The 6,015-nt window shown below is 61.9% G+C and carries 13 protein-coding genes; 10 read left to right on the top strand and 3 right to left on the bottom strand.

From position 1 onward, the window contains the following. The first annotated feature begins 80 nt into the window (after positions 1-80). From BXU09_RS20010 to BXU09_RS19965, 10 genes are all read left to right on the top strand, one after another. Positions 81-512: a hypothetical protein gene (locus BXU09_RS20010; protein ID WP_078305996.1), complete on the top strand. Its 432-nt coding sequence runs from the start codon at positions 81-83 to the stop codon at positions 510-512. Next, positions 509-985, top strand: coding sequence for a hypothetical protein (locus BXU09_RS20005; protein ID WP_078306063.1), 477 nt, complete (start codon positions 509-511; stop codon positions 983-985). The genes BXU09_RS20010 and BXU09_RS20005 overlap by 4 nt, the downstream gene beginning before the upstream one ends. Further along, entirely contained in the window at positions 970-1,236 is a 267-nt protein-coding gene (locus BXU09_RS20000) for a hypothetical protein (RefSeq protein WP_078306062.1), read from the top strand. The genes BXU09_RS20005 and BXU09_RS20000 overlap by 16 nt, the downstream gene beginning before the upstream one ends. After that, positions 1,233-1,628 carry a hypothetical protein gene (locus tag BXU09_RS19995; protein ID WP_078305998.1) on the top strand — a complete coding sequence of 132 codons (396 nt, stop codon included), beginning with the start codon at positions 1,233-1,235 and terminating at the stop codon, positions 1,626-1,628. The genes BXU09_RS20000 and BXU09_RS19995 overlap by 4 nt, the downstream gene beginning before the upstream one ends. A gap of 145 nt (positions 1,629-1,773) precedes the next feature. Next, complete coding sequence (locus BXU09_RS19990) at positions 1,774-2,031, top strand: hypothetical protein (RefSeq protein ID WP_078306061.1); 258 nt, start codon at positions 1,774-1,776, stop codon at positions 2,029-2,031. Further along, positions 2,028-2,405: a hypothetical protein gene (locus BXU09_RS19985; protein WP_078306000.1), complete on the top strand. Its 378-nt coding sequence runs from the start codon at positions 2,028-2,030 to the stop codon at positions 2,403-2,405. Before BXU09_RS19990 ends, BXU09_RS19985 begins: the two co-directional genes overlap by 4 nt. Positions 2,406-2,439: 34 nt before the next feature. Beyond that, positions 2,440-2,676 carry a hypothetical protein gene (locus BXU09_RS19980; RefSeq protein ID WP_078306060.1) on the top strand — a complete coding sequence of 79 codons (237 nt, stop codon included), beginning with the start codon at positions 2,440-2,442 and terminating at the stop codon, positions 2,674-2,676. Positions 2,677-2,805: 129 nt separating this feature from the next. Then, positions 2,806-3,144 carry a hypothetical protein gene (locus tag BXU09_RS19975; protein ID WP_144012462.1) on the top strand — a complete coding sequence of 113 codons (339 nt, stop codon included), beginning with the start codon at positions 2,806-2,808 and terminating at the stop codon, positions 3,142-3,144. After that, positions 3,141-3,398 (top strand): hypothetical protein, encoded by a 258-nt coding sequence (locus BXU09_RS19970; protein ID WP_078306058.1) that lies wholly within the window; start codon positions 3,141-3,143, stop codon positions 3,396-3,398. The genes BXU09_RS19975 and BXU09_RS19970 overlap by 4 nt, the downstream gene beginning before the upstream one ends. Continuing rightward, entirely contained in the window at positions 3,388-3,819 is a 432-nt protein-coding gene (locus BXU09_RS19965) for a hypothetical protein (protein WP_078306057.1), read from the top strand. Before BXU09_RS19970 ends, BXU09_RS19965 begins: the two co-directional genes overlap by 11 nt. Before the next feature lie 97 nt (positions 3,820-3,916). Here BXU09_RS19965 and BXU09_RS21150 read toward each other — a convergent pair whose 3' ends face one another. The 3 genes from BXU09_RS21150 to BXU09_RS20790 all read right to left on the bottom strand — a co-directional run bounded on the left by BXU09_RS21150 (position 3,917) and on the right by BXU09_RS20790 (position 5,985). Then, positions 3,917-4,261 (bottom strand): hypothetical protein, encoded by a 345-nt coding sequence (locus BXU09_RS21150; RefSeq protein ID WP_168174709.1) that lies wholly within the window; start codon positions 4,259-4,261, stop codon positions 3,917-3,919. 37 nt (positions 4,262-4,298) lie between these two features. Continuing rightward, positions 4,299-5,030, bottom strand: coding sequence for a hypothetical protein (locus tag BXU09_RS20795; protein ID WP_078306018.1), 732 nt, complete (start codon positions 5,028-5,030; stop codon positions 4,299-4,301). 229 nt (positions 5,031-5,259) lie between these two features. Further along, positions 5,260-5,985, bottom strand: a complete 726-nt coding sequence (locus tag BXU09_RS20790) for a hypothetical protein (RefSeq protein WP_144012461.1) — start codon at positions 5,983-5,985, stop codon at positions 5,260-5,262. Between the last annotated feature and the right edge of the window lie 30 nt (positions 5,986-6,015).

Genomic DNA, 6,015 nt, shown 5'->3' with positions numbered 1-6,015 from the left:
GACTGGGTGGACGTCACCGCTACCGGTTCGTGCGGGACCTGATCACCAGCGGTCAGGTTCTCGACGACGAGGACTGACCCGTGATCACCCTCGCGTCCACTGACGTGCCGGCGCTGCTGCCCATCCCGGGCCTCCCGTCGGTCGCTCAGCCGTTCCTGAATCTGGGCGCGCAGTGGGTGCAGGGGGAACTGACGCGCCTGAATCTCGCGCCGGACGCCCTGCAGGAGCCCGCCCTGACCACCGCCCGCACCGCCATCGCCGCGAAGGCCCTGGCATACCAGGCGGCCCTGACGGGCGGCGTGACGGCGCTCACCACGGCCGCCACCAGCGCCGGCGGCATCGACAGCATCAAGATCCCCGGACTGGAAGTGAAGCTCAGCAAGGTCAGCATGGACGGCGCGGCGCAGTACGGCGTGGCCGGGCAGACCTGGGATGACCTCGCGGGCGAGCTGCTCAGGCTGATCAACCCGGCACCCGCCGGATTCCTCGCGTTCGCGGGGGTAGCCCGGTGATCTTGGGGTTGCTGAACGCCGCGTCCGCGCAGCTGGATCAGGTCGGCCCGATCATCGCGGACGTTCTGGCCAGCGATCTCGCGCAGCCCGTCACGTTCCAGCGCTTCGGGCAGCCGCCCGAGCCTCTGCGCGCCCTGATCGGCCAGGAGGAGGACCGCAGCACCGACGCGCCGGAAGTGCACGAGCCCGGCATCAGCAGCCGCAGTTTCACGGCCCTGCTGCCGTACCACGAGGCGGCCCTCACGCCCGGCTGGACACTCACGGACGCGGGTGGCCGGATCCACGTGCCGGTCGCGCCAGTCCTGAATCCCGCCGGGCGGAACCTGTTCCTGGTCGCGCGGGGTCGCGCCGCTCGTCGAACGCACCGCGTCCACGACCTGGCATTCGGCGTGCCGAGGCAGGGCATGGTCCGGGACTCGCTGGGCAACCTCGTCCCCGCTCCGGCGCCACGCTGGCCATGCAGGCCCGCCTGAGCGCCACCACCGACCCGAAACTCCGGGACACGGTCGGAGCGGACAACGCGGACCTGGTGCTGATCGGTCGCTGGGGCAGCCTCACCGCGCCTACCAGCCGTCCGGACGGCGTGCGCTGGGGCAGCCGGTCCCCGCTCGTCATCGACGGGCAGGCCGGGACGCTCACCGTGCAACTCGCCTACCCGGACGAGGACACCGCCACCGAAGCCCAGTTCGGGCAGCGGTTCCTAGCCCTCTGGAGGACCCCATGACCCCACGAAAGAAAGCATCCCCGAAAGCCGACGCGCCGGAATCCACCCTGGACCGCCTGCTCGCCCGCGTCACCGTCGAGGACGCCCCCGACCAGGAGGACGCCGCGACCTTCGCTGTGGACCGCGTCACCCGCACCGTCCTCGTCCGCGTGAACCCGGACCTCGTGAACGACGAGGCCCGGCACGGGTACCGGCTGCGCGGCGTCCTGAAGCTCGTCCTGAGCGGGTACGCGGCGTACAACAACGACGTCGCCCGCCGGTACGGCCGCTTCGACGAGGGCCTCGTGTACGAGCAGGCCGAGTCGGACGCCCTGATGGACCTCGAACCGCTGCTGCACGGGCTGCTGCCGTTCGAAGCGCCGGACGCGCCCGCCCCGGCCAGCGAGGACTGACCATGGCCGTGCGCGTCACCACCGACATCCGCCCCATCGAGGACCGGGGCCGCCGCGCCTGCTCGCCACGGCCGACGCGGTCGGGAAGCGCGCCGCGCTGCTCATCCGCGCCCGCACCTGGGCGTGGCCCGGCACCACCAACCGCGTGAACGGCGAGGTGGCCGGCCCCAGGCGCAACATCGTCGACACCGGCACCCTCGCCCGCAGTCAGCAGGCCCCGCGCCTCACCGGGCCGCTGAACGCCCAGATCACCTGGACGGCCGAGTACGCCGCCGCGATGTTCCTCGGCGCGGTGTTCCGCAAACGCCGCTACAGCCTCCCCGCCCGCAACGCGCCCGCCCAGGCGCTGCGCAACGTGAACCTCGCGCAGGAATTCGCCCGCGCGTACCGGCAGGACCCGTGAAGCAACCCACCCCCCTCCAGCTGCGCGAGGCGGTCGAGGCGGCCCTGCGGGACGGGGACGTCACGCCCGGGACGTACACCTGGCCGAACGGCGCGCAGACGCCGGCTCTGTACACCGGAGACCCGCCCGAAGGGGTGACCGTCACCGGCCTGGAAGTCCTGATTCCCGCCACGCCCGACAGCGACGTGATCAGCACCTTCGCCGGCGCGATCACCATCGACCGGTACCCGATCCGCGCGGTCGCGCACGACGGGCAGAGCCTCACGCCGTTCTTCACCGCTCTGGCCAGCGCCTTCCGCAGCGTCGCCGCCCCGCAGGTCCTGCAGGCCACTGACCGCTACCCCGACCAGATCCTCGTCACCGTCACTCCCTGAGCCGCGCGCTCATCCCCTTCAGGAGGGAACCACCATGGGTTACACCGCCGCAGAACTGAAAGAAAAGATCACCCTCGGCCGCGACAGCATCTTCCGCGTCGCCCCCCTCGGAGTGAACGGCGCCATGCCCGCCGCCGCCGCGTACAAGGAACTCTGCCTCGCCAGCGAAGTCACCGTCGGCTTCGAGAACCGCACCATCAGCTTCCAGAACTTCTGCACCGGGGCGACGAGATCGAAATCCCCGTCGGCAGCACCGGCAGCGTCGACCTGAGCGAAATGCAGTGGATCGAGGACGACGAGGCGCTCGTGATCATGGAGACCGCGGCGTGACCTGACCCCCATCGCGTTCGAGTACCTGCCCGCCGGGGCCGGCACCGGCAAGACCGTGTACCGCGGGATCATGGACGTCAAGAGCTGGAAGGTGAAGAGCGCCAGCGACGGCACCGTCACCGTCGAAAGCCCCACCCTCGCGCGCCCGGCAAGCCCGAGAAAGGCACCCTGGTCTGATGATCTGGCGCGACACCTGGGACGGCACGCCCGGGGTCGTCGTCATCACGGAACACGCCGAGGGGACGGGCAGCTGGACGCCGTTCTCCTCGGCCTGCGCCTGGACACTCTCCCCGCCACCGCCCACGTCACCAACGAGCACGGCCGCGCCCTGTGCGTCCAGCTGCCCCGTGACGTGGAGCCCTTCAGTCTCAACACCCGCGTCACCCTGACCGTGGAGGTCACAACATGAGAAGCCAGAAATTTGCCTTTGGTACCAACACCCGCCGCGCCCTGCCGTTCACCGTCGCCGGCGAGACGTTCTTCGCGCACCCCCTGACCGCCGACGAGGACCTCACCCTCGCGGACATCGCCGACCGCTACGACCTCGACGCCCTGAGCGGCGCGGTCCTCGCCCCGTTCATGACTGAGATGGCCGGCATGCTCGCCCAGATCCTCCAGACCGCGTGCAGGGCAATGCCCTCATCCCCGCCGAGTGGGTCCTGACGAACGTCGGCCTCAGCACGCAGACGCCCATCCTGATCTGCTGCGCACCGGCAAGCGCCCCGAACAGCCGCTGGAACTCACGTCCTGGCTCGACGAGCCGTTCAGCATCCAGGACCGCGCCTTCACCGCCCGGCCCCTGAACTTCGCGGAACACATCCGCCTCGGCAGTCTCCCCGAGGACGGCACCAGCCGCGAAGTCGCGCAGGGTAGCGCCGCCCTGATCGCCGAGTACCTCGACGCCCGCACCCACGAGGCTGGCGAGCCCGTCACCGCCGCGTGGCTCACCGCGAACGTCACCGCCAACGAACTCGGGCAGATCCTCAGCCTCCTCCAGAACGGCCCGGAGGCCCTCGACCCAAACGCCGACCGCCCCGAGGAGGGCAGCCCGCCCAGCGAGGCGGACGCGTCCAGCACATCCTGAGCGTCCTCGCCGCTTACGGCGAACGCTACGGCACCGACCCCGCCACCCTCCTCGACCGGCCCATCGCGCAACTCGAAGCGCTCGTCGAGGAAGGCCACTACCTGCGGTACATCGAGCACCGCCCGCTGTACCAGCTGCTCGCCACGTACCTCAACGGGCACGGCGGCAAGGACCCCCAGGCGAAGAAGGTCCCGCGCTCGCGCCTCTTCTCGCCCGAGGAACTCATGCCGCCCACCTGATCCCCGACGACCTGCGCCCCTTCCGGTTCACGCCCGGCGAAGCGCAGGCCATCCTGGCCGCCCTGCCGCACCTGAAGCCCGGTGGGAACTGGGTGTTCCAGGCGCTCGTGAACAAGATCATGCCGTTCGACGAGATCAAAGCCAACGCTCTGCTGCCTTAAAAGGCACCTCTTGCTGATCTGCTCAATAATATTAAGCGGCATGATTTGTATTTAAAAATAATGATAAATAAAATTAGTACTACTCAAAAAATGAATATATCACACCCCTGTCACTGAAAGAGCTGCTGGAAATTTCTAGATCTCCATAACCAATATAGCGACTAAGCCTGCTGTTCCAGACTACTTTTGAAAGAGTAGTTCGACCGTTCTCATAGTTAGATGGTCTAGAGAAATTAAATCTCTTGCTCTTACCCGATTCATCTATCTCAACTGCTGTTGATTCGCCGCGGGTGTATGAATCGTATAGCACGATATTCTGATTCTTTAGCTCTAGTTCATCAAAAAGTACATCCTTATCACTATCAAGATTCAGTCGGCCGCTTTCCCCGAAGGAAGTAACCGCTTCGCCATTTTTGTTTAGTTTAATGATAGCTCGATTTAGATTTTTCGTCCTTCCGAAAATTACTATTTGATCTCGTGAATCTATTTCGGTGTCAATCAAAATATCCTCACTTGACCCTAAATCGATATCCAGCTTCCCTTGTTTGCCGAATTTGCCATCCAGTGTGCCGTTTTCTAGAATTTTTATGATCGATATATTTTGATCTACCTCACCGCTGACATATGAGAATACTATTTCCCCTCCTGAAAGTGCTCGAATCTTATTATAATGACGCAGATGAGATGCTATGTTTAGTGTAACGGAACTAAAAGTATTATCATACGTACCATCTGGATTAAGTCTAAATATGCTGGTTGTATCATACTGAGTGTTGTGTATAGAGACTAATACCCTTCCCTTTGAATCCATATCAGTGGATAGCACTGGAAAAAATGCTTTTGACAACTTTAAAATTCCGTTTGATTCATATGAAAGTGTCTATAGATCCGTTGCTTAAAAGTCTAATAACACCAAAGTACTCACCATAATATCCAAATACTAGCAGCTTTCCGTCTGCGGCTTCATATATCTCCACTCTCTTTCATCGTTATCGCTGGATTAACTACGACATGGCCGTCTGAGCCAAACGTTTTGTCAATTATCCAGATTCACTAAATCTTGAAATGGTGAATGCAATATCGGTTCCGCGTGACAGTTGGGTGTACCCGAGAGCCAATACTCGTCCCCTAGTATCAAAAGTAATATCCGAAGCAGCATTGCTGATTGCTCCTGAGGGAATAGGCAATGCAGCCAGACCATTGCTGCCGAATGACGAATTGTATAAGCCTGATACGGCTGGTTTAATTGAGACCATGATTGGCAAATTCTTAACTAAATCGCCAATTCTAGCTGATATTGTTCCTCTGACGATTCCTAGATTGGCTTTATCTGTCGCTCTTAGGGTAACTAGGCGCCGTCCTGAGGAATCTTTAGGCGCAATATTTACTACCTCGATTCCGGAGCCATTTTCCATAACGATTTCTAATTCGAAAAGACTTGGTGCATTGTTATTATTTTGCATCAGGGAGACGGCAAAACTCGCGTCACCCCCTCTTGCTATTTCGATTGAGGTAGGGAAGTTAAATTGAATATCGGCTTGTGGAGGGGCGGGAGGTGTGGGTTCGGGGCTCGATCCTCCTCCGCATGCTGAAAGTGACAAAGCAAGGCAAACTGCCAGAGTGGTTTTTGTGTATTTCACCCCTTGATTTTTGCACGCTTCGCAAAATTGCGTTTCCTCAATTGCCGTGATGGACCACAGGACAGCCTGGAGTGCTAAGAGGCTATTGGTAGTCCGTTGACTCTGGATGGGGTTGACGTCCAGCACGCGTTTTGCGAGAGATGTCGATATCAGCCT

The organism is Deinococcus sp. LM3, assembly GCF_002017875.1.
Taxonomy (GTDB): domain Bacteria; phylum Deinococcota; class Deinococci; order Deinococcales; family Deinococcaceae; genus Deinococcus.
This window is presented reverse-complemented; position numbering and strand designations above follow the sequence as displayed.